This is a genomic window from Flavobacterium azizsancarii, assembly GCF_027980145.1.
In the GTDB taxonomy this organism is placed as follows: Bacteria; Bacteroidota; Bacteroidia; order Flavobacteriales; family Flavobacteriaceae; genus Flavobacterium; species Flavobacterium azizsancarii.
In genome coordinates, this window is record NZ_JAMZNK010000014.1 from 1 (window position 1) to 22,237 (window position 22,237).

The 22,237-nt window shown below is 33.1% G+C and carries 21 protein-coding genes and 1 pseudogene; 10 read left to right on the forward strand and 12 right to left on the reverse strand.

Annotated elements, in window-relative coordinates; translation table 11 throughout:
• Nucleotides 1–902: 902 nt before the first annotated feature.
• Both NJT12_RS10645 and NJT12_RS10650 read left to right on the forward strand, forming a co-directional pair.
• Nucleotides 903–1,649: a ferritin-like domain-containing protein gene (locus tag NJT12_RS10645; RefSeq protein WP_271335882.1), complete on the forward strand. Its 747-nt coding sequence runs from the start codon at nucleotides 903–905 to the stop codon at nucleotides 1,647–1,649.
• Nucleotides 1,650–1,676: 27 nt separating this feature from the next.
• Entirely contained in the window at nucleotides 1,677–2,489 is an 813-nt protein-coding gene (locus tag NJT12_RS10650; protein WP_271335883.1) for a ferritin-like domain-containing protein, read from the forward strand.
• 556 nt (nucleotides 2,490–3,045) lie between these two features.
• Here NJT12_RS10650 and NJT12_RS10655 read toward each other — a convergent pair.
• From NJT12_RS10655 to NJT12_RS10700, 10 genes and pseudogenes are all read right to left on the reverse strand, one after another.
• A pseudogene (locus NJT12_RS10655) lies at nucleotides 3,046–3,138 on the reverse strand (fasciclin domain-containing protein); the annotation flags it as partial.
• Nucleotides 3,139–3,361: 223 nt separating this feature from the next.
• On the reverse strand, nucleotides 3,362–3,769 hold the full coding sequence (gene uraH, locus NJT12_RS10660; protein WP_271335884.1) for a hydroxyisourate hydrolase: 408 nt from the start codon (nucleotides 3,767–3,769) through the stop codon (nucleotides 3,362–3,364).
• Nucleotides 3,770–3,791: 22 nt separating this feature from the next.
• The gene (locus tag NJT12_RS10665; protein ID WP_271335885.1) at nucleotides 3,792–4,316 is read right to left on the reverse strand and encodes a GlcG/HbpS family heme-binding protein; all 525 of its coding nucleotides are present in this window, start codon (nucleotides 4,314–4,316) and stop codon (nucleotides 3,792–3,794) included.
• Nucleotides 4,317–4,378: 62 nt separating this feature from the next.
• Nucleotides 4,379–4,948: a Crp/Fnr family transcriptional regulator gene (locus NJT12_RS10670; protein WP_271335886.1), complete on the reverse strand. Its 570-nt coding sequence runs from the start codon at nucleotides 4,946–4,948 to the stop codon at nucleotides 4,379–4,381.
• 354 nt (nucleotides 4,949–5,302) lie between these two features.
• Nucleotides 5,303–6,811 (reverse strand): PAS domain-containing sensor histidine kinase, encoded by a 1,509-nt coding sequence (locus NJT12_RS10675; RefSeq protein WP_271335887.1) that lies wholly within the window; start codon nucleotides 6,809–6,811, stop codon nucleotides 5,303–5,305.
• Nucleotides 6,812–6,981: 170 nt separating this feature from the next.
• Nucleotides 6,982–7,116, reverse strand: coding sequence for a DUF2256 domain-containing protein (locus NJT12_RS10680; protein WP_271335888.1), 135 nt, complete (start codon nucleotides 7,114–7,116; stop codon nucleotides 6,982–6,984).
• Nucleotides 7,103–8,506, reverse strand: a complete 1,404-nt coding sequence (locus NJT12_RS10685; protein ID WP_271335889.1) for a cryptochrome/deoxyribodipyrimidine photo-lyase family protein — start codon at nucleotides 8,504–8,506, stop codon at nucleotides 7,103–7,105. The genes NJT12_RS10680 and NJT12_RS10685 overlap by 14 nt, the downstream gene beginning before the upstream one ends.
• Nucleotides 8,507–8,526: 20 nt before the next feature.
• Complete coding sequence (locus tag NJT12_RS10690; protein ID WP_271335890.1) at nucleotides 8,527–9,177, reverse strand: flavin reductase family protein; 651 nt, start codon at nucleotides 9,175–9,177, stop codon at nucleotides 8,527–8,529.
• Nucleotides 9,178–9,192: 15 nt separating this feature from the next.
• The gene (locus NJT12_RS10695; RefSeq protein WP_271335891.1) at nucleotides 9,193–9,612 is read right to left on the reverse strand and encodes a DUF2452 domain-containing protein; all 420 of its coding nucleotides are present in this window, start codon (nucleotides 9,610–9,612) and stop codon (nucleotides 9,193–9,195) included.
• Nucleotides 9,613–9,627: 15 nt separating this feature from the next.
• On the reverse strand, nucleotides 9,628–9,930 hold the full coding sequence (locus tag NJT12_RS10700; protein ID WP_271335892.1) for a TIGR03643 family protein: 303 nt from the start codon (nucleotides 9,928–9,930) through the stop codon (nucleotides 9,628–9,630).
• Nucleotides 9,931–10,344: 414 nt separating this feature from the next.
• Between NJT12_RS10700 and NJT12_RS10705 the strand changes: the two genes are divergently transcribed.
• A complete protein-coding gene (locus tag NJT12_RS10705; protein WP_271335893.1) occupies nucleotides 10,345–10,494 on the forward strand; it encodes a hypothetical protein in 150 nt (49 codons plus the stop codon).
• Nucleotides 10,495–11,115: 621 nt separating this feature from the next.
• Entirely contained in the window at nucleotides 11,116–11,670 is a 555-nt protein-coding gene (locus tag NJT12_RS10710; protein ID WP_271335894.1) for a fasciclin domain-containing protein, read from the forward strand.
• A gap of 71 nt (nucleotides 11,671–11,741) precedes the next feature.
• Here the strand turns inward: NJT12_RS10710 and NJT12_RS10715 are convergent, their stop codons facing one another.
• Nucleotides 11,742–12,113 (reverse strand): SnoaL-like domain-containing protein, encoded by a 372-nt coding sequence (locus NJT12_RS10715; protein ID WP_271335895.1) that lies wholly within the window; start codon nucleotides 12,111–12,113, stop codon nucleotides 11,742–11,744.
• Nucleotides 12,114–12,239: 126 nt separating this feature from the next.
• On the opposite strand from NJT12_RS10715, the gene NJT12_RS10720 reads away from it, so the two are divergent.
• Nucleotides 12,240–12,599 (forward strand): winged helix-turn-helix transcriptional regulator, encoded by a 360-nt coding sequence (locus NJT12_RS10720; protein WP_271335896.1) that lies wholly within the window; start codon nucleotides 12,240–12,242, stop codon nucleotides 12,597–12,599.
• Nucleotides 12,600–13,745: 1,146 nt separating this feature from the next.
• On the opposite strand, the gene NJT12_RS10730 is transcribed toward NJT12_RS10720, so the two are convergent.
• Nucleotides 13,746–14,786, reverse strand: coding sequence for a GntR family transcriptional regulator (locus NJT12_RS10730; protein ID WP_271335897.1), 1,041 nt, complete (start codon nucleotides 14,784–14,786; stop codon nucleotides 13,746–13,748).
• A gap of 389 nt (nucleotides 14,787–15,175) precedes the next feature.
• Here NJT12_RS10730 and rhaT point away from each other — a divergent pair, with 389 nt between their 5' ends.
• From rhaT to NJT12_RS10755, 5 genes are all read left to right on the forward strand, one after another.
• A complete protein-coding gene (gene rhaT / locus NJT12_RS10735; protein WP_271335898.1) occupies nucleotides 15,176–16,225 on the forward strand; it encodes an L-rhamnose/proton symporter RhaT in 1,050 nt (349 codons plus the stop codon).
• A gap of 25 nt (nucleotides 16,226–16,250) precedes the next feature.
• Nucleotides 16,251–18,392: a bifunctional aldolase/short-chain dehydrogenase gene (locus NJT12_RS10740; protein WP_271335899.1), complete on the forward strand. Its 2,142-nt coding sequence runs from the start codon at nucleotides 16,251–16,253 to the stop codon at nucleotides 18,390–18,392.
• 198 nt (nucleotides 18,393–18,590) lie between these two features.
• Nucleotides 18,591–19,865 carry a sugar isomerase gene (locus NJT12_RS10745; protein WP_271335900.1) on the forward strand — a complete coding sequence of 425 codons (1,275 nt, stop codon included), beginning with the start codon at nucleotides 18,591–18,593 and terminating at the stop codon, nucleotides 19,863–19,865.
• Between the two features lie 138 nt (nucleotides 19,866–20,003).
• Entirely contained in the window at nucleotides 20,004–21,365 is a 1,362-nt protein-coding gene (locus NJT12_RS10750) for an FGGY-family carbohydrate kinase (protein WP_271335901.1), read from the forward strand.
• Nucleotides 21,366–21,465: 100 nt separating this feature from the next.
• The gene (locus NJT12_RS10755; RefSeq protein ID WP_271335902.1) at nucleotides 21,466–22,206 is read left to right on the forward strand and encodes a (Fe-S)-binding protein; all 741 of its coding nucleotides are present in this window, start codon (nucleotides 21,466–21,468) and stop codon (nucleotides 22,204–22,206) included.
• The last annotated feature ends 31 nt before the right edge of the window (nucleotides 22,207–22,237 follow it).

Consider the following 22,237-nt stretch of genomic DNA (forward strand, 5'->3'; position numbering starts at 1 on the left):
CTTTAGATAACAACAAGATAGTAGCTGATTTTGATCTTTCAAAGTGGCACAAATCGAACCGGAAAACTATGACTTATTAACCGAGTGGCACAAATTGAACCGAAATAGTGGGACTATTCAAACCGAAATAGTGGCACAAATTCACCGAAATGGGTGGCACGGTCCGACCGAAATCACTGGCACAAATCGAACCGAAATATCCAATAAGGATTATTCCGTTATGAAAACATTCAAAGCGGTCTCACAAGGGTAGCTTTTTTTATACTTATTATTTTTAGGCATTATAATATTTATCTACAAATTATTTTCAATATTCTACTAAAACTTTCAATAGGCCGGCATGGCAAAAATTATTCCCAAATCTTAAGGAGTTTAGAGCAGGGGTACTATTACTGTCCAATTTTGCCATAAAATTCGATATGCTGATTTTCCAATTTTTCACTTCATTTTGCTGAAAAAGTAAATTAAATTGTTTTTAAATGACATTTTTTCAAAATTAAATTCAGGCTTTATTATTTAGAAATTCGTCTTTGAAATTGAAAAAAAGAGATCTACTATTTATTTGTATTAAGAAATTACCTACCTTTATTGTGTTCCACAAACATTAAATTTTCTATTTAAATTAACTTATATAAATTACCTCACCTTCATCTTTGATAAAAATTTAAGATTTCAATAAAAAACGCTGTGTAATTAATTAATTGAATGACAGGATGTTAAATTTAAAAACAATACTTCATAATTTGTTTTAATTACAAGGTAAATACGTACATTTATTCTTGTAATCTACAAATCTTAAAAAAAAGCTAAAAATAAAAACTGCAATATCAAAGATTTCGTTTATATGTATTTGCGGAATTACAATTATTACTATTAATAAACTTTTTTTAAAAACTAAAATTATGAAAAATGAAGTTAAAATTCATGAAGTTGACCGCTCATTGAATAACAGAAGGAGCTTTCTTAAGCTCAGTGGCTTGGCATTAGCAAGCGCGGGTCTGGTAATAGCTGGTTGTAGCAACAATGACGATGATAATGAGCCGGAAGACACATCGCTGCCAGGAGTTAGAAATGGCGTCTTTGATTTAGGTTCAGGAGATTTTGGAGTATTAACCTATGCTTATGCTCTGGAACAACTGGAAGCGGACTTTTATACTAAAGTTGTAAATTCCACAAGTTTTAATAGCGCTTTTAACGATATTGAACGTCAGGTATTAACTGACTTATATCATCATGAAGTAATTCACAGAGATTTTTTTAAAGCTGCTTTAACCGGAGCACTTCCAAATCCTACTACTCAATTACTTCCAACTTTGGCTTTTAATTATGGTTCACTAAATTTTAATAGCCGTACCGAAGTTCTTGCCACTGCAAAAGCACTAGAGGATACTGGAGTTGCAGCTTATAATGGAGCAGGAAAATTAATTAAAAGTGCCGATTATTTACTATTAGCAGGAAAAATTGTTTCAGTAGAAGCAAGGCACGCATCAGCTATTAGAAGTTTAATTAATCCTAATTCTAAGGACTTTGCTGGCGACGATATCATTAGTACAACAACAGGATTAGATGCTGCTAAAGATCCTTCTAAAATATTACCAATTGCAGGAGGCTTTATTACCACAAAATTTACTGCCAAATACTTACCTTAAATCTTAACTAGCTAAAACTTAGAAATTATGAATATTTTAAAATTTATAGAAACATTTACTGATGATAGCTTAATGAGAAGCACTGGATCAAGAAGAGACAGTTTTAATCAGTTTGGAAACATAGGAAAAACATTGGCATACGCATCAATACCATTCGGATTATCGGCTATGGCAAATAAGGCACTCGCAAAAGATATTACTGCAACACCGGCAACTCCAATTGGAGCTTTGCAATTTGCATTAACATTAGAATATCTGGAAAATGAATTTTATGCCATGGCATTAGATTCAGGCGTAATTCCGGCATCAGAAAATTCAGGGAGAGATTTAAAAGTTTTCCAACAAATAGCAGCACACGAATCCAATCATGTTAAATTTTTAATTGCAGGACTCGGCGGACCAGCAAGTGCTAATTTTGTTGCAAAACCTACTTTTGACTTTACAGTTGGCGGAGCATTTGATCCGTTTGGTGACTATCCAACCTTTTTAGCATTGGCTCAGGCTTTTGAAGATACAGGCGTAAGAGCCTATAAAGGTCAGGCAGCAAATTTAATTAGCGCACCTGATTTATTGACTGCCGCATTACAAATTCACTCTGTAGAAGCACGCCACGCATCTGAAGTACGACGATTACGCGGATTAAAAGGATGGATCTCAAATAGCGAAAGAGGCGCAGGAATGCCACCTGCAACACAAGCCGTTTATGATGGTGAAGGAGTTACTACTCAGGCAGGATTTAATACTTCAACTGCATTTGGAGCTTCCGCAGGTTCAGAGGCTTATGATGAACCACTTACGACCCAACAAGTTGTTGATATTGCAAATTTATTTATTGTTTAACAAAACAATTCTAAATATTGAACCACCTTCGAGTTATTGTGAAGGTGGTTTTTTTGTCTTGAAAAAATTTGCTACCTAATAAGTGATATCTACAATTATTCAGACGATTTTTGCATATAGAAAGCTTACGAAATATATTATTATTAAATAGATCTACTACATTTTTTATCGGAGATTGAGAAAATGTCAAATTTTAGCTGCAAGTATAAATGTATCCATTTTTTAATCATGCCTAAAAAAGTTTTAATTTAATAAGTAAAACAAGATAATTTAATGTAAAACTTATTTCCACGAAACTATCTATTTAACTTTTATGAGTAATTAAATAATGAAAATAATTATTTAAAAAAAGCCATTTCGTAAAATTAGTCACAATTACATTTAATAGTAATTATTTATTTACCGAAATTATTCCAAATAAATTAAACGTACTGGTGTAGTGTTTTATTTTTTTAGATCTAAGCCAACATTCGATCTTTAGAGAAAACAAATCAAAATTTCGCAATAAAAAAAACTGAAATTTCAGGTTTTTTTATCAATTAATTTTTTTAGGAAATTACATTTTTGGAAGTAGCACTGTATCCACTACATGTATAACGCCATTCGATTGATTTACATCCGCAATTGTAACTTTAGCTTTATTTCCGCTTTAGTCACTAATGTATCGGGTTTTGCGATAGCCTCGCTTAATTTTAGTATTCAACATAATTTTAATTTTACATGCTACCAATAGAGAGATATGACTTCAATTAACTAAAAACTATATTTGTTTTTAATTAATTGAATTATAAATAAGGCAGTTTTATGGTATTGGTCTTAGCTTAAAAAAATAGTATAGAACTATTATTTTAAGCTATTCATTTTAAACCAAATTAATTTCCTCTATAAGTCGAATATCCGTAAGCAGAAAGCGTGATTGGAACATGGTAATGGTTTTGATCCTTAATCTGAAATACGACTTCTATAAAGGGATAGAAACTGTCGATACCACTCTTTTTAAAATAATCAGCTGTAAAGTAAGTCAGTTTATAAATTCCTAAATTAGATTGTTGCGAGTTTAAAAAATCTGTTATTCTTCCGTTTGAATCTGTTTTTTTTTCATCAGTGAAAGACCATTTTTTTGTTTCTTCATTGTATTGTTCTAATTTAATTGTAACTCCTCTTACTGGTTCTCCTTTTGATACATCCAGGATATGGCTTGAAAGTTGATAGTTATTTTTTTGAGCAAAAATTACTGTTGAGAAGAGTAGAAAGAGGGATGTTATTATTAATTTTTTCATGTTTTTATTTTTAAGGTTAAAATTATTTTGTTGTAGTAATTCCTAATTCTGCAATTGCTGCAGATTTAGCTATCAAGTCATCATTTTCTGGGTTACCTCCGCCAGCAACTCCGATACTTCCGATTATATTTCCCTTATACCAAATTGGTATCCCGCCGCTTAAGAGTAACAATTCTGGCAGTGTATTTAAATTTTTTGTGTCTGGATTTTTTTCTGCATTCCTTAGTAGAGTAAGCGTTGCTGTTTTTGTAGATAGCGCCGTATAAGCCTTTCTTCTCGCTGCTTCGGCATTGTGCGGGCCGACACCATCTGCACGGGTAATTAAAATAATTGTTCCTGAAGCGTCTAATAGTGCTATGGAGACCTTTTGGTTTAGTAATGCTGCGGTTTTTGTAACACGCTTATTGATATCTAATGCTGCATCTAAAGTTAAATTATCAACAGAAGTAACATAATTATTAATTGATAATTCGGCTTTTTGGATTTCTGTATTATTTTGACCGCTACTTGCATTTGCAATTAGCAGAAATAAAAATATAATTCTCATGATTTTTTTTCTGCAAAGTTAATTGCTGTAGAATTGAAAAATGTTGCCCTATGTCAACGTTTTTACAATTTCGATTTTATCCTGCTTAGGGTAGAAGGAGATATTCCTAAATAGGAAGCCATCATTTTATTTGATATGCGTAGCAACAATTGTGGTTGGTGTTTAATAACCCATTTAACTTTATCTAAAGCATCAAAACCTTGAAAGCCATAAATTCTTTTTTGAGCTACAATAAACCCAAGCTCTAAAATTTCAGTGTATAATTTTGCAAATTGAGGTACCTCGTCAACTAATTTATAAAAATCGATTCTTGAAATACAAAGTAATTCAGACTTTTCTATGGTTTGTAAGTACTCTTCTGCTGGTTTTTGGTCAATAAAACTTGGTAAAGCAGTAACAAAATTGCCCTCGAAAGCAAAATATCTCGAACTTTCATAGCCATCTTTAGACGCAGTAAACAAACGAACACAGCCTTTGTTTATAAAATAATAATGATGGCATACTTGGTCATAATTCAGCAGGATTTCCTTTCGCTTTGTTTTTACTAAACTAAAGTACAAAGAAATTTTAAGAAGTGATTGGTCGTCTATGTCAGTTTTGCTTTTTATGAATTTTTGAAGAGTGGAATACATAAGGCTTATTTCCAGATTTTTATCGAGTTGATTCTAGGTTTAGAAAAAATAGTTTAATAATGTTTGCTATATTTTTGCATGAGTAAAAATATTTGTAAATCAAATAGTTATATTAAGTTTATTGTAAGTATTTATCATGGTATTAAAATTAATCTTAAATTAGTATTAAAAAAATCATTAATTAAATGTTGCTATTTATAAACATTAATTTTTATGGTTGCCGTTTTCTTGACTATTCAAATTGTAACGAATCTATTGAACTTAATACTGACCTTGCTTGAATTTTAAATAGTTTTCAGTTTCTTCTAAAACTTTTAAATAAGTCAGATAAAAAAGAATAGAATCAATTTTATTCTAAATAGTAGTTCTAAACTGTTTTAAAGGCAGCGTAACAATAAATTCAGCTCCATTGTCTTTTTCTCCAATAGCTCTGATATCTCCATTATGTCTTTTTACGATTTTTCTGCAAAGTGCAAGACCAAGACCATTTCCTTCGTACTGATCTTTGGAATGCAGTCTTTCAAAAGCATTAAAAATCCTTTCGTAATGACTTGAATCCAATCCAATACCATTGTCTTTGATGCTTATTTGCAATAAATCTTTACCATCACTATTTATAATAATAGATGTTATTATAACCCTGGGCGGCTGATCTGCTTTTGAAAACTTTAATGCATTGTGAATAAGGTTATAAAAAAGCTGCTGGATCAGTATAGGAGCTCCTTCGATATACGGAAGCTCACTTGCAATTAGTATGGCGTCTTTCTCTTTTATAATCAGTTCAAGATCTATTTTTATATTTTCAATTATTGCATCGAGATTTATATTGTCAACTGGCTGAGTTGTTTTATTAATGGTCGAGTAAGACAAAATACCTTCTATAATTGTCTGCATGCGCTCAGCAGAATGTTGAACTTTTTCAAGATATTTTTTTGAGTTTTCCGAAAAATTAGTTTCAATATCATTTCTTAAAAGACCATTGAAAAATTTAATTTTCCTAACCGGCTCTTTCAGATCATGGCTTACTACATTGGCAAAATGCAGCAAATCATCATTTGATTTGCGCAGCTCCTCGGTATTCTCGGCAACCTGTTTTTTAAGTTCATCCGAGAACTGTTTTTGTTCGCTGATGTCCTGTACAATTCCGATAATAGTGGTAGGATTACCCTTTTCGTCCTTGATAATTTTACCATTGATTTTAACCCATCGAACAGAATTGTCCTTATTTAAAATTCTTGCCTCATAACACATTTTTCCAGTAATCTGAGCTTCTTTGTGTGCTTTTTCCCGCATTAACTGATCATCAGGATGCAATTTTGAAATAAGCTGCTCGTTGGCTATTTCTCCTTCAACAGACCAGATTTCATTGAAATTTCGCGATGTCTTGATTTTTTTTGTTTTAAGATCTATTTCATATGTTCCCATACCTGAGGAATCCAGTGCCATCCTTAATCTTTCATCTGAGTTCAGTATCTGCTGCTGTGCAAGATTAAGATCTGTAACATCTGTAGCTGTATTCATTACGCCATAGATTTTTCCATTGGAATCGTATAGCGGTGTAAAACTATAATTAAAATAATGCGTTTGTAATACCTGACTTATTACCAAATCTACCCTTACATTTTTTGCATAGAATGCAAAGCCTGTTTTTAGCACATTAAGTATCTGTTCAAATATTTGCTGGTTTTCCAGTTCTAGCAGAATTTCTTTGTAACTTTTACCTATAACATCTTCCCCTTTACCCCAGGTTGTGATCATAGCAGGATTAGCTATTTGAATTTTTAATTCATCGCTGACATAAACTCCTATTGGAAATGGTGCAGTTTCTACTATGCCTTTCAAAATAAGCAAGTTGTCGTACATAATAGCAGTAGATTTAGTTTTTTTTACGAATGTAGTATTGTTTTATACTTTATTTTTTACAATAATTTATTAAATTATTTCAAAATTCCAATGATATTAAATCAAATGTTTTTTAACAATATTAATTACGTGCAATCTAATCTCAAACAATAGTCTATTACTAACTAGTGTTATTTATTTCTGCATTTATCACTGCAATATTTCACTTTGTCCCAAACCTTTTTCCATTTTTTTCTCCATGCAAATGGTCTTTGGCAGACAACGCAGATTTTAGTGGGCAGGTTTTGTTTCTTAACTCCTCGCATTTTGTTGTTTATTTCTAAAACCCCAAACAATATCACTCGCGTATTTTCGAGTTTCCTCTATGTCAACTATAGGATCTGGATAATCTGTACCTATCTCGCATTTGTAAAATTGCTGCTCAATACCATTTAATTTCCATGGTTCATGAATTAATTGTAATGGGATTTCCTTTAGTTCAGGCAGCCATTTTTTTATAAAAAGGCCTTCTGAATCGTGCTGCTGAGAGTTTTTTATGGGATTATAAATTCTAATAATATTGCCGGTTGTTGTACCCGCCTGCATCTGAATCTGCGGATAATGAATTCCGGGTTCGTAATCTAAAAACTGTCTGGCCAGAAAATGCAGTTCCCGCCAGTCCTGCCACAAATTAAATGTAAAAAAGGAAACTACCATCGCCCGCATTCTAAAATTGATATAACCTGTTTCAACTAAACATCGCATGCAGGCATCAACAATAGGAACTCCGGTTTTACCCTCCTGCCACGCTTTTATATAGATTTCGTTTTTGGGTTTTACCAAAGAATCGTAATCTTTGTTTATGTTTTTAAATTCAATTTGACAGTCATTTTCAAATTTTTGCATAAAATGACAATGCCAGTGCAGCCTGGAAACAAAATTAAGCATGGCTCTTTTGTTGGGCGATGCTTCATAAAACTGATTGGTATATTGATACACCATTCGCATACTAACGTTTCCGTAGGTTAAATAGGGAGATAAACGGCTGCAGCCCTTTCGGCTTAAACCGGGTTTAGAAATATGTTTACTGTAATTGACATGTCTCTCTTTTGCAAAACTTTCCAAATACCGCCAGGCCCAATATTCTCCTCCCTGTTGAAAGTTTTCATTTCTCTCTGTTATTTCATTACAAAGTAATTTTCCTTGTAGCTTTTGATAAAAATCAGGAGTTAAATTTTCAAAATTAAAAGTATTGAGTTCAATCATTTTAGGTGCTGCACGCATCGTTTTTTCCCAGCGCTTATCCCAGTCCTCTCTTGATCGCAGCTTTCTGATTACACCGTGCAGTTGCGATTGTTTCCAAAGAATGTTATGAGCATCAAAAAAAGACTGCATGGCAATATCCCTGTCAAAAGTTACTTTGTTGCCTATTTCCTGATGCGAAAACACGGTTTGAACATCATAAAGACTGCATAGGTGTTCAAAAACAGTCTGGACTTCTTGATGAAAATAATAAATCTGCGTGTCAATTGACTTTAATTTAGACTTCATTTCCTGTAAGGATTCATAAACAAACCGCCAATGACGTACATCAGAATCATCAAAGGCCATTATTGAAGGCTCAAAAAAATAAACCAAAAGAAGCGGAATGTTTTCCTGCTGCGCCATAAAAAGAGGTTCGTGATCTGTAAAACGCAGATCACGTTTGAACCACATAATATTTATCTTTTTTTTACTCAACTTTTAAGTATTGATGTAATTTCCTTATTGGCTTTTGCATAACTTAAACGGTCCAGCTGTACTGTTTTATGATAGCTGTCCAGACCCGAACAAGTAACCGTATTAGCTTTTTCTAAATTGACAAAACCATCTTCAGACAAGCAATCTTCGGGAATAAAAACCTGGACTATTTCGCCGATAATCATAGTGGTATTATTGATTGAAATATCTGTTTTTTCTTTAAATTCAATACCTAACTGTATGTTGCTTTCGAGTACAAAAGGAGCTGGAAAGTTATTTTTATATTCTGCACTGAGTCCTGCAGCATCAAATTCTGAAATTTCTTTGTTGTATCTCGCTGATGTCTGATGTGCTTGTTTATAAATCTTTTCGTTGATATGATTAATGGTATAAAATCGTGTATCTAAAATATTTCTCATAGTATCACGCTCGGGCGGACTTGGGCGAAAAATCATCCCTATTAATGGCGGATTGGCACCAATATGAAAAAAAGAACTAAAAATGGATAAATTAGTGTTTCCCTGACCATCAGAAGTTCCTACTAATGCTACACTTTTAAAACCGCCTAAACTATTGATTAAATGCACGGCAGTTTGTTTGTCCATTTTTCCCAGATCACTGGTTTTAAAATTTATTTTGTTTTTCATTAGTTTGAAATTTTATTAAAAAACAGCACTTTTCAAATCGATAAGGATCCATTTTTTATCACTGTTAAGTCTCAAAGTACCTACATGTTCCTTATTCCATTCTTTGGGTCCTATTAGCGAGAGAAAATCAAAACCATCTGCATCTTTGTATAAATGATATATTTCACCCACAATAGGTTCAAAAGAAAATCTGGCATTGTATACCCGTTCATTCCACTGGAATTCTTCGATTAAATCCTGGTATTGCATTTTTAGTTCATTGAATTTGCTTTCAAATTCTCTGTTTACCTTATTGATGCCCATGTTTTTCCAGCCGGTTACATCATCTGCCTTTATTACCGGTGCGCCCACACTTGTAGCATACGGCAAAAGGCTTGCATTATAACCATACTGATCATAAAACACTACATTATCCGGTTTATCTTTTTTGGACATCTTCTAATATTTTTATTAACGCTTAGAGATTTTATTATTTGAAATTGCTCTTTGTCTGTTACATTTAAACCTGTCAATTGCCTGAGTCCTCTTTCCAGCGTGTTTTGTTTTACAATTTTCAATCCTTTCACGCCATAACTTATAACTGCTGAACTTTAATTCTTTCTTCATCAAAGCTTTTACATCAGCTTCAGATAGACCAAATTGAAATTTTACAGCATCAAAAGGGGTTCGGTCTTCCCATGCCATTTCTATAATTCTGTCAATTTGAACTTCATTCAATACAGTATTATCGATCTTTGCAATAATTGATTTCATTTTATATTGTTTAACAATTATTAAATAACTTTAAACAAAAATAATCTTTTTTATATTTGTTAGAAGCGTAAAATTGAAATACATTTCATTTTAATTTGCCGGATATAATTTTAGAAAATAGAAATAGATTTTGTTTTTTCAATTTTGACAGAAGAAATGATTGAACTTAAGGAAAACACATACTAAATTTATGTTCTTACATGCATGCTTTGGAAAAATGCTGAAATTGGCAATGTCTTTCTAATATCTTTTGTTATTAAATATTTTTAAAAAAGCCTAAAGCGAATTAAGAAAATTTATTTTTAGGATTATAAATCAAAAATAACAAGTAATTTTAAAGTCAATACAAGTTTTTAAAATTGAATTAATTTTATGCATACAACTTTTAATATCTTCTAGAAGATTCTTAGTATTATGGCTCAAAATCCTGAAAGGGATTATACTTTAGAAGATTTAACTAATTTGGTTATACCTTATTTAGCTAAATCATTACAACAGGATTTATCTATGGAAATTATCAATCAGGCACAAGTTTTAGAGGGCATTAATAGTACTGGATCGTGAAGGATTAATTATTTTGGATTCAGATTCAGACAAAAGTATTATAAGCATGAAGGGACTTATAAATATAACTTCCACAAGTTTTCTAAATTGATTTTAAGCCTTTTTGGCTTTCTTTGGTAAAAGTTATAATAAGTATCCTCTATCCTATTTATGACCCTGTAAATCAAGACAAAAAGAACAAAATAGATCCTTTAGTGCCTTTTTTCGCTTATTTAAGAAGAAAAGCCAACCTTTCGCCTTTGGAATTTAGACAACATTTTAACTAAACGACGCTACAATGCCACTAAAAATACTAGGTTAACATGGATGCCAGAATGGAGATGGACCGAAGTCCTAAGCTCGACTTTTACACTATATTTTAATATTTTAACTTTGAACTGTCCACTTAAACTGGGGGTAATATGAACCATCAAAAAAAATAAAGAAGACCTAAGTTCACTTCAATTAATCTGCAGTGGTGAAAATTTATAGAACGTTTTATGATTAACAAAAAGATATAAAACACAGACAAACAATGTTTTTTAAGTTGACCCATTTTTATTTTTTCTTCTTTCTGGACTTTGTTAAAACCAAAAGGAATATTAAAGCGTAAATGACTTTATAACTTAAAAAAAAAGAATCATGAAAACTAGAAAATTTTTAGCCGTAGCAATCCTGGCATTAGGATTTGGATTTACATCATTTGCACAAAAAACAGTAATGGTTGGTGGAGCGGCTATGTATCCTAATAAAAATATTATAGAAAACGCGGTAAACTCAAAGGATCATACAACTTTGGTAGCAGCAGTGAAAGCAGCTGGATTGGTTGAAACTTTACAAGGTAAAGGTCCATTTACTGTTTTTGCCCCAACAAATGAAGCATTTAGTAAATTGCCAGCCGGAACTGTTGAAACATTATTGAAACCTGAGAATATTAAAACATTACAAACTATTTTGACGTATCATGTAGTGGCAGGTAAAATGAATAGTTCAGATATTGCAAAAGCAATAAAAGCTGGTAAAGGAAAAGCAACATTAAAAACAGTAAGTGGAGGAACTTTAACTGCGTGGATGGATGGAAAAGATTTGTATATCAGTGACGAAAGTGGAAATAAAGCTAAAGTCACAATTTCGGATGTAAATCAATCTAATGGTGTGATACATGTAGTGGACACAGTACTTCTTCCAAAAATGTAGTTTCCTAAAAATTAAATTGTAATAATAAAAAGGCCCTGAAATTTCAGGGCTTTTTCAATGAAGATCAAGAGTTAATAAAAAAACTGTTCAAAAACTATTTTGCCTTCTTGTACTTTATATACACAGATTTCATCCATTGTGAATCTATCCTTTCCTTTAAATGTCATATCGGCAGACCAAGACACCGTAAAGTAGTCGCCTGCAATCACTGGGTCTGAAATAATACGTCCATGAACCTTCTCAACTAAAGATTCAAATAATTGGGATTTTTTCAGAATTTCCTGCAGCCCTTCAACAGTTTTTGGTAGTAGAAAATCGTTGGCTTCGACGCTGACGCATTTATCGGCATACAATTGCGTTTGTACTTCATAAAATTTATCCTGACGGCACATTTCTATAAATTTAGCTGCAACTTCTTGTGTTGTTAAAATAGTTTGTTTCATTTTAAATTGGATATTTATTTCATAATCTTATTTCAGGGGCCAAAGTTATGGCATATAAATTACCATATAATGCTCCTTTCCCAAAGGGAAGCGCTTCCTTTTAGGAAAGTTTATTACCTTTCGACTATGAAAAAACAAGAAAAAAAAGTAGTTCAAGACTCGGCAGAATGCGCCCAATCACTCAGAAATGTAATTGATGCTATGTTTGTTCTTAATGGAAAATGGAAACTTGCGCTAATACTCTGTATTTCTCAATCTCCAAAGCGTTTTTCTGAAATTCAAAATGATATTCCTATAACACCTAAGGTTTTAGCGAATGAACTAAAGCATTTGGAATTAAATAATTTTATAAAACGTAACGTTTTTCCAACGACACCAATCACAATTATATATGAAGCAACCGAGTACTGTCAAACTTTAAAAAGTGTTATATGTGAACTAGATTCATGGGGACAGCTGCATAGAAAAGTTATGACGGAAAACTAAGGAAGTTCAGATAAAAAATCCGGTATTTCAAAAAAAAAGAAACATGAAATTCTGAATCTTTTTTAATTTTTAAAATCTAAATTAAAGCCAAAAAGTATTCTACTAATGAATCTCGTAAAGCTATAATATGATAAACCGAATCCCTTTCAAAAGTTTAACATACACTTAAAACATTACGGGTTCGAACCGTAAAACTCAATAAACACAAGGGTTTAGCAATCAATGAAATTTACCGTTGATTTTGTCGAACCATCAAAAGCCTGTAAAAACAAGGGGTTACAGGCTTTTGTTTTTTTATTGTGACCGTGATGGGGTTCGAACCTTAATACTTTTCGCAATAATTAATGTTTTTTGACCTACACCAAAGAGTCCATTATTCTTTTAATATCTTAATTAATTTCGTCACAAAGTTAGAGAATAGCTTACGGGCGCTAGCAAAAAATCCCCCCATAAATGCAGCAAAAAATTCCTGCTTTATTGCGTTGCTTTTTGCGCTTGCTAAGCGATTCCCGGTGGATGTTCCATAATTAATTTAAAATATAGAAATTATGGAAACTTTAAATCAAAACTGGCAGACTGTATCTGAAATTGAACTGATCTACAAAAAAAAAGTAAAAAACTCAGAAAGACCACAAATCAAATCTTAAAAATACGCATACAAACTCGCTCTTTCAGCTTGGGATTATAATAAAATAGAATTCTTTGAGCAGTTCAAGGTATTACTTTTGAATCAAGCTCACAAAGCACTTGGAATTATTATGATTATTTTAGATTCTAAATATATATTCTTCACTAAGATAAAAATTTAATCATAATTCACATAAAATGAGAGACTTAATTTTAACTTTAAAGATGACTTTGACTTTTTTTTAAAATTTTATTATTCAGGACTGAATAATTTTAATTTAAAACTCACTTATAACTTTCAAATCCTCCAATAAAAGGTTCGAATTCTTTACTATCAGGGTCTATATTTATTAATATTTATATTGACCATTATGGGATTTGAACGAAAATTTAATATTACTTAAATATTTATTTTATTTAAATCATCCACAAAATGGTTCGAGAATTGTACCGTTAGGGCTACCAAGACAAAAGCTCCAGAGAAATCTAGAGCTTTGTTCATTATAAAAAATAAAATTCCTAAATAGAATTTCGATCAATAAAATTAAAAGGTACTTTTACATCTCCTTTTTCTTTATTCAGGATCATTCTGGCTGCGGTTTCCCCCATGACATTAAAATCGGTAGACATTACCGTTATTCCCAATAGTTCTTTCAGGGGTGTATCATTATATGAGATCACACCAATATCTTTACCCAAGACAAACTCTTCATCGCGAATTTGTTTCATTAAATTCACCAGATCAGATTCTTCGATCGTGATAAATAAATCCCCTTTTTTAAGGATCATATCATCATAAACTTCACTTAGGACTTCAAAATTGATTTCATGTTCTACACAAAACTTTTTAAACCCATGTAAAATTCTTCTCGGATAAGGATAAACAGCCTTGTCAGGATATACCAGAATTAGTTTATTGTATTTGCTTATTTTCGAAAGACCTTCTTTTAATGCATTATAAATATCATTCTCAAAATCCTGATAAATCTTAATGATTTCACCTTCCATTCCCAGTTTAATATTATCCATTAAAACCAGTTTTTCGTCAGGTATTGACTGAATTGCTTTTGCTACTTCATTGGTAAAACTTAAATGCTTTAATTCGTCGGTTTTAAAGTGAGTTGTAATCACATAATAATCATAAGCACCTTCGAACTTGTCTAATAAGTTTAGAAACAGCGTTTCATCGCAATGATAAATATGCAAATCAGTATGCGCATTGGCTCCAATTGTATTGATAAAAGAGTTGTAAGTTTTCATTTTATAGGCACTCAGTTTATTAAGTACAAACAAAATATTGACTTTAGATTCAAGTTTAGTTCGGGTAATATAGTATCCTTTACCTCGAATAGACGAGATTATTTTTCGTTCTTTCAGAATATTATACGCCTTTTCTACAGTGTCTCTCGACATATAAAATTCTTCGCTAAAACTATTTATTGAGGGAATTTTTTGATTTATTTTTAAATTTCCGTTAGCAATATTCTGCAGGATTGAGTCTACAATTTGTTTGTATTTAGGAACCCTGGAATCTTCATCTATTTTAATTAGTTTAATCATTTTGTCTGGCTTGTATATTAATTGACAACTTGCTGCAACATAATTCATGAATTATAGCCTGCAATCAAAGTTTTCTCTAAAATATATAAAATAACACCTTCTGGTATTTTTCTCACAAAACCTCTGCAATTAAATAAGGCTTATTTTATGTTTTTGATGATTTGTTTGTTTTTGGCAAATTGAGGATATAATAATTACGAAATCGATTGCTAAAATAGAAATTTTAAATTTATATTTCCAATATAATCAGATTGTTCTTTGTAATAATTCTCAGATTTAACATAAATAATAAAAGTATAAAGGATAGTACAGGACAGTTTTCTTTTTTCTATTCTATTATTTTACAAAACCAAATTAACTATCACATTTAACCAAAAACTAAATCATTAATGGAATCATTATTAGGAATTATTTTTCATTCTATCGGAGGTTTCTCTTCAGGTAGTTTTTATATGCCTTTTAAGAAAGTAAAGGATTGGGCCTGGGAAAGCTACTGGATTGTAGGCGGATTTTTTTCCTGGTTAATAGTACCGCCAATTGCTGCTTATTTAACGATTCCAAATTTTGCTGAGATTATTACCACCGCCGCACCATCAATAAAAGCATTCACATTTTCGATGGGACTTATTTGGGGAGTTGGAGGATTAACTTATGGTTTAGGCGTTCGCTACTTAGGGATGTCATTAGGGAATTCTATTATTCTTGGATTCTGTTCTGCTTTTGGCGCTCTGGTTCCTTCTATTTATTATGATTTATACCCAACAGCCGGTAAAATTTCATTTAGTGATATGCTCTCAAATCCAGGCGGACAAATGGTTTTGGCTGGAGTAGCAGTTTGTCTTTTAGGAATTGCCATTTCCGGAAAAGCGGGAATCTTAAAAGAAAAAGATTTTGCCAGTGGGCATGAGGATAAAGACAAAGATTTTAGTTTGGTAAAAGGTTTAATTATAGCGGTTATTTCAGGTATCCTGAGTTCGTTTTTTAACTATGGGATCGAAGCCGGAAAACCAATGGCAGAAGTAGCTATTGATTATGGTTGTAACCCTTTATTTCAAAATAATGTTACCTATATCGTTTTAATGTGGGGCGGATTGACTACCAATTTTATCTGGTGCATGTACCTTAATTTCAAAAATAAAACTTTCTCAGATTACACCAATAAAAACACACCAATTGCTAAAAATATACTGTGGTCGGCGATGGCAGGAACCATGTGGTTTTTACAGTTTTTCTTTTACGGAATGGGAGAAAGTAAATTAGGAAATGGTGCCAGTTCTTGGATTCTGCACATGGCAACTATTATTCTGACCGCTAATCTTTGGGGATTTTATTTGAAAGAATGGAAAGGTGTTTCTCAAAAGACATTCAGAACTTTTCTATGCGGAATAGGACTAATTATGCTGTCGATTGTTTTGGTCGGAATTGGAAATTCATTATAAATACACAAAATATAACATAACAACAATGTCGAATATAAATATAAAAAATATGACTTTTAAGCATGTAAGCTATCTTTGGGATGACGCTAAGGCACAGGAACTGGCAGGAGATGAAGTAGCGCTTTTCATTTATCGTTCTAATTTATTAGGGGCCGATCTAAGACTGACTAACTATGGTGGTGGAAACACTTCAGTAAAAATTACTGATAAAGACCCGCTAACCGGAGAAAGCTCTGAAGTCATGTGGATTAAAGGTTCTGGTGGAGACATTGGTACATTAACAAAATCCGGTTGTGCAGCGCTATATTTAGACAGGCTTCGCAATCTCGAGAATCTATACAGAGGCATTGAGTTTGAGGATGAAATGGTAGAATTATTCAATCACTGTATTTTCGACTTAGCTTCAAAAGCACCTTCTATAGATACACCTTTACACGGTTTCTTACCTTTTAAACATATTGACCATTTACATCCTGATGCAGCAATTGCAATCGCTGCAGCCAAGGACGGAGCTAAAATTACTGAAGAATTATTCGATGGTGAAATTGGCTGGGTAGGATGGCAGCGTCCCGGTTTTGACCTTGGACTTCAGTTAAGAAGTTGTCTGGAAGAAGCAGAGAAAAATGGTAAAAAATTACGCGGGATCATGCTGGGTTCTCACGGTTTATTTACCTGGGGAGATACAGCATACGAAAGTTATGTCAACACGTTGGAAGTAATCGAGAAATGTGCGGAATACTTAGAGAATAACTACGGAAAAAAACGTCCTGTTTTTGGAGGTAAAAAAATAGAAAGTCTGCTTGAAGCTGATCGTAAATTAAGAGCAGCAAAAGTAGCACCAATCTTAAGAGGTTTCTGTTCCTCAGAGCGTCAGATGATTGGTCATTATACAGATGATGCGAGAGTTTTGGAATTCATTAATTCTAATGATTTATCCAAACTGGCACCTCTTGGAACTTCTTGTCCGGATCACTTTTTACGTACCAAAATCAGTCCTTTGGTTTTAACTTTAGAACCAAACGAAGATTTATCAGATGTAGAGGCAATTAAAGCAAAATTAACACCTGCTTTTAAGGCGTATCGTGAGATGTATAAAGACTACTACAATACGTGCAAAAAGTCGAATTCGCCAGCCATGCGTGACCCAAATCCGGTTGTGATTTTATATCCGGGAGTTGGTATGTTTACGTTTGCCAAAGATAAAACGATGGCACGTCTTGCATCTGAATATTATATCAATGCGGTAAACGTGATGAAAGGTGCCGAGGCAGTTTCTGAATATACTTCGTTACCGCGTCAGGAAGCATTTGATATCGAATATTGGCTGTTGGAAGAGGCAAAATTACAGCGTATGCCCAAACCTAAAGCATTATCAGGAAGAGTCGCTGTTATCACAGGTTCTGCCGGAGGAATTGGTAAGGCTATTGCCAAAAAATTTGCTCAGGAAGGTGCGTGTGTAGTAATTAATGATATTAACGAGGAACGTCTGGAAACTGCTGCAGCCGAGTTTATTAAATTGTTTGGTAAAGATGCTGTTTCGAGTACTTTACTTAATGTTACGGATGAAAAAAGTACTGAAAAAGCATTGGACGAAGCTTGTCTGGCTTTTGGTGGTGCTGATATCATTGTAAACAATGCAGGAATTAGTATTTCTAAATCAATTGCAGAGCATACTCTGGAAGAATGGGACAGATTATATAATATTTTGGTAAAAGGGCAATTTATTGTTTCTAAAGCTGGAATCGAAGTAATGCGCAAACAAGGATTTGGAGGAGACATCGTAAATATTGTTTCTAAAAATGCTGTGGTTGCAGGACCAAATAATCCAGGATATGGTTCAGCAAAAGCAGCTCAGGCGCATTTAACACGACTTATGGCTGCCGAATTAGGCGCAGACAAAATTCGTGTAAACACAGTAAATCCTGATGCAGTAATCTCAGACTCGAATATTTGGTCTGGAGGTTGGGCAGAAGGTCGTGCAAAAGCATATGGTATTACGGTAGAAGAATTACCCGCTTATTATGCAAAACGTACGTTACTCAATGAAATTATATTGCCCGATGATATTGCAAACGCTTGTTTCGCTTTTGTGGGAGGTTTACTCGATAAATCAACAGGAAATGCCCTGAACGTAGACGGCGGAGTATCAATGGGCTTTTACAGATAGATTGTTAAGTTTTTTTAAGTTTGTTTAAAGCAAAAGTGGTTTTTTGTGATCTAACGTTCGATAGCATTCGAGCGTTAGATTTTTTTAGGATATAATAGCCCTGGAAAACCCATTAAAATAGCATAAAATAGTAACGTTAAACCAGAGTTCAATTTATATAATTTATATATTGTAATCTCTATTAAAAGATAAAATAATATGTTAATCGGATCAGACAATATAGCATCTCATAATGAGGAATTATTAAAAAAACACCAGAATAAATTTGCTTTTACAGTTTCAGAAATTGTTGATACACAAGTAATTATTCAGAAATTAATAGACTTTCAAATTGCAATTCCATCCTGGGCTTTAGGAACAGGAGGAACAAGATTCGGACGTTTTGCCGGAGGTGGAGAACCACGTTCTATCGAAGAAAAAATCGAAGATGTAGGTTTGCTTCACGCTTTAAACAATGCTTCAGGAGCAATTTCTTTGCATATTCCGTGGGATATTCCACAAGATTATAAAGCAATCAAAAATCTTGCGGCGCAGCACAATCTAAGATTTGATGCCATGAACTCCAATACCTTTCAGGATCAGGCAGGTCAGGAGAATTCGTATAAATTCGGATCATTACAAAATGTAAATAAAGCAGTTCGTAAACAGGCCATTGCGCACAATATAGAAGTAATCAAACACGGAATAGAACTAGGGTCAGAATCGCTAACAATTTGGCTGGCTGATGGTTCTTCTTTTCCAGGACAATTGAACTTTAGAAAAGCGTACCAAAATACATTAGAAAGTCTGGAAGAAATCTATGATGCATTACCTTCTAACTGGAAATTATTTTTAGAATACAAATGTGCTGAACCCAACTTTTATTCCACTACAGTTGCAGATTGGGGACAATCGTATTCCTATGTAAAAAAATTAGGAGACAAAGCACAAACCCTTGTTGATTTAGGACACCATTTGCCAAATGCCAATATCGAACAAATCGTTTCTTTATTACTTATGGAAGAAAAACTAGGAGGTTTCCATTTTAATGATTCAAAATACGGAGACGACGATTTAACTGCTGGAGCTTTAAAACCATACCAGTTATTCTTAATCTTTAATGAATTAGTTGAAGGAATGGACGCCAGAGGAATGAATCACGCGAAGGATTTAGGCTGGATGATTGACGCTTCACACAACATAAAAGATCCTTTAGAAGATTTATTACAATCTGTAGAAGCCATTATGATTGCTTATGCTCAGGCGCTTTTGGTAGATAGAAAAGCTTTAGAAATTGCACAGCAGGAAAATGATGTGGTAAAAGCGCAGGAAATTCTGCAGGATGCTTTCCGTACAGATGTTCGTGCAGTAGTTGCTGAGGCCCGTTTACGTTCAGGTGCGGCATTAAATCCAGTTGAATTGTACCGTAGTCTTTCGGTTAGAAAAAATCTAATAGGAGAAAGAGGTTTAAAAACGATGGCTACAGGCTTATAAATAGAGTTATGAATTATGAGTTATAAGTTCATAAACTATTTTGTTTTTACCAATCCTTTGATGTAAAAACAAAAAGACGGAGCAAAAATCATAATTCTGTAATTCATAATTAATAACTTATAATTCATAATTAATTAAATGAATGTAGTTGCAATTTTTGACATTGGCAAAACAAACAAAAAGGTATTTTTATTTGATGAAAATTATAAAATTGTTTGGGAAAAATCAGTGAATCTTGATGAAACTGTCGATGAAGATGGTTTTCCCTGCGAAGATATTGAAGTGCTAAAAAACTGGATATCCGAACGTTTATCAGAAATAGAAAACAGGACGGATTACGTTCTAAAAGCCATCAATTTTAGTACCTATGGTGCTAGTTTTGTCTACATTGATGAAAAAGGAAAAGTTTTAACTCCTCTGTATAATTATTTGAAAGAGTATCCGGAGGAGTTAAAAAATGACTTTTATACTAAATACAAAGGAAAAGAGGTTTTTGCAGTAAAAACAGCTTCTCCTGTTTTAGGAAGTCTGAATTCCGGGATGCAGATTTACAGATTCAAAGAAGAAAACCCGGAACTATTCAAACAGGTAAAATACTGTTTGCATTTACCGCAATATTTAAGTTTTCTTTTAACCAATGAGCCTTACGCTGATATTACAAGTATTGGATGCCACACTAATCTTTGGAATTTCAAGAAGATGAAGTATCATAAGTGGCTCAAAAACGAAAACATTTCAGATAAAATCCCACCGCTTCATTACGGAAAACATACCATTAAAAAGCAAGACGGATTAGCCATTGGCGTTGGTTTGCACGATAGTTCATCTGCGATTATTCCCTACACCATAAACTTTACAGAGCCTTTCGTTTTACTGTCTACAGGAACATGGAGTATTTCCCTGAATCCGTTCAATAACAAACAATTGACTTTTGAAGAATTGCAACAAGATTGTTTGTGTTACATGCAATATACTGATGAACCTGTAAAAGCAGCCCGTCTGTTTTCAGGGAACGAACATGAAGTGCAGACCAAAAGATTAGCAGCACATTTTAATGTGCCGGTTGATATTTATAAAGAGGTATATTTTGATAAAAAGATAGTTTCAAATTTAAGAGCGATAAACTTTCAAATCATTTATCCAAAGAAATATGATTTTGATATTCTGAAAGAATGTCCTTTTCAAAAAAGAGATTTGAAGAATTTTAAAAACTACGAAATAGCGTATCATCAATTGATGCTTGACCTTGTTGAACAACAGGTTTTTTCGACTAATTTAGTAATTCATAATAGTGCTGTAAAAAAGATTTTTGTGGATGGAGGTTTTAGTAAAAATTCAATTTTCATGAATTTACTCGCAGAAGCTTATCCCGATATAGAAGTTTATGCGGCTTCGATGGCACAGGCAAGTGCATTGGGTGCTGCGCTAGCGATTCATCAAAACTGGAATCCTAAACCGATCCAGAATGATTTGATTGATTTGAAATTTTACAAACACTAAAAATAGAATTAATTCCGCAATCACGATTGCGAGATAAAAAAAAAGATAAAAAAAAACTTTGTGACTTTGTATCTCACACGGGTTTAAAAAATATAAAAAAATGAAAATCGGATTATTTATACCGTGTTATGTAGATCAGTTTTATCCAAAAGTAGGTATTGCCACCTATGAACTTTTGCAGAAATTAGATTGCGATGTTCATTTTCCAATGGGACAAACCTGCTGTGGTCAACCTATGGCAAACAGCGGATACCAATATTTAACCAAAGGCTGCGATGCTAATTTTATCGCCAATTTTGCAGGATTCGATTATATTGTCTGCCCATCGGGAAGTTGCGTTTTACATGTAAAGGAACATTTACATGACCAGAATCAAGAAGAAGTAGCCGCAGAGATGAGAAGGAAAGTATTTGAACTAACAGAGTTTATTACCGATATTCTAAAAGTAGATTCCATCCACGGAAATTTCCCGTACAGAGTAGGAATGCACGTAAGTTGTCACGGTCAGCGTGGATTAAAGCTTTCGCAGATGACAGAGCTTAATGCCCCATTTTTTTCTAAACCAGAACAATTATTGCACAATATAAAAGGATTGGACTTGGTTTCGTTATCCAGAAAAGATGAATGCTGTGGTTTTGGAGGAACATTCTGTGTGACCGAAGAAGCCGTTTCTGTAAAAATGGGACAAGACCGAATAAAGGATCATGAAAACCAGCATGTAGATTATATTACAGGTGGGGATATGTCGTGTCTGATGCATTTAGAAGGAATTCTGAAAAGACAAAAAAGCCCGATCAAAACCATTCATATCGCCGAAATTTTAAATTCACTAGGAAATTAGGTGATTTTAAAATTAAACTTAAAATTCTTTT

Bases quoted from the DNA above. Each gene is read 5' to 3' on its own strand.
- NJT12_RS10720 (WP_271335896.1), top strand. From the start codon at position 12,240: ATGAAAAAACAAGAAAAAAAAGTAGTTCAAGACTCGGCAGAATGCGCC.
- NJT12_RS10645 (WP_271335882.1), top strand. From the start codon at position 903: ATGAAAAATGAAGTTAAAATTCATGAAGTTGACCGCTCATTGAATAAC.
- NJT12_RS10730 (WP_271335897.1), bottom strand. From the start codon at position 14,786: ATGATTAAACTAATTAAAATAGATGAAGATTCCAGGGTTCCTAAATAC.
- NJT12_RS10695 (WP_271335891.1), bottom strand. From the start codon at position 9,612: ATGTCCAAAAAAGATAAACCGGATAATGTAGTGTTTTATGATCAGTAT.
- NJT12_RS10715 (WP_271335895.1), bottom strand. From the start codon at position 12,113: ATGAAACAAACTATTTTAACAACACAAGAAGTTGCAGCTAAATTTATA.
- NJT12_RS10690 (WP_271335890.1), bottom strand. From the start codon at position 9,177: ATGAAAAACAAAATAAATTTTAAAACCAGTGATCTGGGAAAAATGGAC.
- NJT12_RS10680 (WP_271335888.1), bottom strand. From the start codon at position 7,116: ATGCGAGGAGTTAAGAAACAAAACCTGCCCACTAAAATCTGCGTTGTC.
- NJT12_RS10700 (WP_271335892.1), bottom strand. From the start codon at position 9,930: ATGAAATCAATTATTGCAAAGATCGATAATACTGTATTGAATGAAGTT.
- NJT12_RS10745 (WP_271335900.1), top strand. From the start codon at position 18,591: ATGTTAATCGGATCAGACAATATAGCATCTCATAATGAGGAATTATTA.
- NJT12_RS10665 (WP_271335885.1), bottom strand. From the start codon at position 4,316: ATGAGAATTATATTTTTATTTCTGCTAATTGCAAATGCAAGTAGCGGT.
- uraH (WP_271335884.1), bottom strand. From the start codon at position 3,769: ATGAAAAAATTAATAATAACATCCCTCTTTCTACTCTTCTCAACAGTA.
- NJT12_RS10670 (WP_271335886.1), bottom strand. From the start codon at position 4,948: ATGTATTCCACTCTTCAAAAATTCATAAAAAGCAAAACTGACATAGAC.
- NJT12_RS10675 (WP_271335887.1), bottom strand. From the start codon at position 6,811: ATGTACGACAACTTGCTTATTTTGAAAGGCATAGTAGAAACTGCACCA.
- NJT12_RS10750 (WP_271335901.1), top strand. From the start codon at position 20,004: ATGAATGTAGTTGCAATTTTTGACATTGGCAAAACAAACAAAAAGGTA.
- NJT12_RS10705 (WP_271335893.1), top strand. From the start codon at position 10,345: ATGGCTCAAAATCCTGAAAGGGATTATACTTTAGAAGATTTAACTAAT.
- NJT12_RS10685 (WP_271335889.1), bottom strand. From the start codon at position 8,506: ATGTGGTTCAAACGTGATCTGCGTTTTACAGATCACGAACCTCTTTTT.
- rhaT (WP_271335898.1), top strand. From the start codon at position 15,176: ATGGAATCATTATTAGGAATTATTTTTCATTCTATCGGAGGTTTCTCT.
- NJT12_RS10740 (WP_271335899.1), top strand. From the start codon at position 16,251: ATGTCGAATATAAATATAAAAAATATGACTTTTAAGCATGTAAGCTAT.
- NJT12_RS10710 (WP_271335894.1), top strand. From the start codon at position 11,116: ATGAAAACTAGAAAATTTTTAGCCGTAGCAATCCTGGCATTAGGATTT.
- NJT12_RS10650 (WP_271335883.1), top strand. From the start codon at position 1,677: ATGAATATTTTAAAATTTATAGAAACATTTACTGATGATAGCTTAATG.
- NJT12_RS10755 (WP_271335902.1), top strand. From the start codon at position 21,466: ATGAAAATCGGATTATTTATACCGTGTTATGTAGATCAGTTTTATCCA.